2 protein-coding genes and 1 tRNA gene are annotated in these 2,327 nt (G+C 51.0%); 1 reads left to right on the top strand and 2 read right to left on the bottom strand.

Annotated features, from left to right (window positions below):
• On the top strand, positions 1–933 hold a 933-nt coding region (locus tag NZ772_17635; protein MCS6815379.1), incomplete at its 5' end, for a GAF domain-containing sensor histidine kinase.
• 63 nt (positions 934–996) lie between these two features.
• Here NZ772_17635 and NZ772_17640 read toward each other — a convergent pair.
• Positions 997–1,069 (bottom strand) — tRNA-Arg (locus tag NZ772_17640).
• Positions 1,070–1,150: 81 nt separating this feature from the next.
• Positions 1,151–2,327: FAD-dependent oxidoreductase (locus NZ772_17645; protein MCS6815380.1), on the bottom strand; the 1,177-nt coding region annotated here is incomplete at its 5' end.

The following is a 2,327-nucleotide window of genomic DNA, read 5'->3' on the forward strand; positions in this document are numbered from 1 at the left end:
GCTTGCCCGATTCGAGACGATCAGCGGGTATGGGGAGATTTGTGGCTGTTCAAGCCAGCTGGCTCTGTCTTCTCGGAGGCTGAGTTGCGCCTAGTGGAACAGGTAGCTAGTCAATGTGCGATCGCCTTGCGACAATCTCGACTATATCAAGCTGCACAGGCCCAAGTCACCGAACTAGAGCGTCTTAATCGCCTTAAGGATGATTTCCTCAGCACGGTTTCCCATGAATTACGCACACCGATGTCCAACATTAAAATGGCGACGGAGTTGTTAGAGTTGCACCTTAAACATCTGGGGATCCTGCCGTCTGCGCCAGACAACACTGCGTCGTCGTTACCGGTTACCCGCTACTTTCAAATTCTGAAAGATGAGGGTAATCGAGAAATTGCTCTCATCAATGACCTACTCGACTTGGCACGACTAGATGCTAATACCGAACCGTTAGTGCTCCTCTCTATTGATCTCAAAACCTGGATTCCATCCTTGTTAGAGACATTTGTTGCCCGTGCTCAAGCTCACCAGCAATCCCTAACTATCCAGTTACCTGCTGACTTGCCGAATATCACTACAGACGCAATATACCTCCAGCGGATTTTAAGTGAGCTGTTGAATAATGCCTGCAAGTATACACCCATTGGGGAACGAATTTGGGTATCAGCAATGGCTACAGCTACCACGATCGCACTGCGAATCGGTAATTCTGGGGTGACTATTTCTGACGTGGAATGCGATCGCATCTTTGAGCGCTTCTATCGCATCCCTAATCATGACCCCTGGAAACATGGGGGCACAGGTCTGGGGCTAGCCCTTGTGAAGAAACTAGTGGACTGTCTTCAAGGGACTATTCATGCAGAGGCCGGTGCTAGACAACTTCAGTTTGTTATCCAATTGCCGATTTACCTCAACCTTCCATCAACATCGGCATATACCTAAACGTGTGGGCATCCAGACACACAGATACAAACATATTACAAACCTATGGATTGTGCTCACCAACGAGCATGGAGGGACTCGAACCCCCGACACCCAGAACCGGAATCTGGTGCTCTATCCACTGAGCTACATGCCCTTGCTGCTTTAGTATACTCTCTATCGATGGCATTTGGGATGGCTTTGAGCAGAAGAAACCATTGCTGTCCAAGAACTTGCCCTAACGGCGAAAGAGATGCCAGCGCTCTAGCCATCTTCCACGGAGCGTATTCAAGCTGTAGCGATCGCGCAGCCACTGCTCGGCCCCTCGACGCAGCAAGTCATGGCAACTGGGAGAAACCCACGGCAGGGTTACCCAGCTAGAGATGGGACAACGCTGGTGAATTGCCAAGGCAATGGTGTTAATCAGCTCAACAGCCCCTGTGCCGAAGACTTCAGCCCCTAGAACATGGCCGCGACTGTTCACAACCAGGGTACAAGTTCCCCTAGGTTCACCAGAGTGATTGACCGATGACGTAGCCTGTACAGGCTGTTGGATCACATGGATGCGATGACCATAACGTGCTACGGCCTGTTGCTTGGTTAAGCCTACCCATGCTAGGGGTGGATCCGTACTGATAATGTGGGGTATGCACCTGTAGGTTGTTCTGTGAATAGGTAACAGCAACGCATTCTGAACTGCGATCGCTGCTTCGTGGAGACCCTGGGTGAGGGTATGCTCGCCGCTACAGGTATAGATGCGAGGATTGGCCGTTTGCATCCTAGCGTTGGAGCAAATCTGCATCTGGCGGAAACGAACCCCAACGGCTGACAGATTCAGAGACTCAATAGTTGGGCGATACCACGGAGTCACAACCACAGCATCAACAGTCAGCTTACGATCGCCGAGGTGAACCAATATCTGCTCGCCGCTGCTATCCAGTCGCTGAACTTCTGCACCTGTGATAATGCGAACTCCGTCAGCTTCTAGAGTTGCCTGTAGCCAGTGTACCGTGTCTACTATGCGTTCGGGCAATAGTGGACTCATTGCAGTGACAAGAGTAACCTCTAACCCCAGCCGTTGTAGTGCTTGCGCTAGGACAATTGCAGTCGAGTCATCTCCAACAATTGCAAGATGTTTGCGAGCGTTGCCTGCTGCTACCCAATCCCAGATGGTGTCTGGAGTTAGGTAGGGCACGGTTGCTAGACCATCAATGGCAGGGAGACTGGGATATTGCGACTGCACGATTAGATAAGCCCGCGATCGCAGGATTTGGTCATCAACACAAAATCGCAGAGGTCGCCGCCCAAACTGGCCTGATTGGTGAATTACGTGGATGCCTAACGCTGATAATGCTGCTAGGGAATAGTGGGCTAATTGAAGGTCTTCTAAGCCTTGGAACCATTGCTGGGCAATT

The organism is Cyanobacteriota bacterium, assembly GCA_025054735.1.
Classification (GTDB): domain Bacteria; phylum Cyanobacteriota; class Cyanobacteriia; order SKYG9; family SKYG9; genus SKYG9.